This window comes from Neisseria sp. P0009.S007 (genome assembly GCF_051962515.1).
In genome coordinates this window covers 1-296 of the sequence record NZ_JBQCVF010001038.1, presented here as the reverse complement: position 1 = coordinate 296, position 296 = coordinate 1, and the positions used below count along the sequence as shown (strand labels likewise).

Sequence of the window (296 nt, the reverse complement as noted above, 5' to 3'; positions counted from 1 at the left end):
TAAGGTGGGATTTTGCCGATCTTAACTATTATTACCGAGTATAACTACATGGCTTTTTGATATACTGAAAAGTTATTAAATACAAATTAACTTAGAAATGAATAATCCAAAATTTACTTTTATTGACTTATTTGCTGGTATTGGAGGTTTCCACTTTGCTCTTAAAGAATTGAGAGGAAAATGTGTCTTTGCCAGTGAATGGGATAAAAATGCACAAAAAACTTATGAGGTTAATCATAATCTAAAACCTTTAGGAGATATCACCAAACAAGAAATTAAAGATCAAATTCCAGAAA

1 protein-coding gene is annotated in these 296 nt (G+C 29.4%); it reads left to right on the top strand.

Annotated elements, in window-relative coordinates; translation table 11 throughout:
• Positions 1 to 97: 97 nt before the first annotated feature.
• Positions 98 to 296, top strand: a 199-nt coding sequence (locus tag ACTHS3_RS17655; RefSeq protein WP_440368722.1) for a DNA cytosine methyltransferase, incomplete at its 3' end; no start/stop codon positions are given.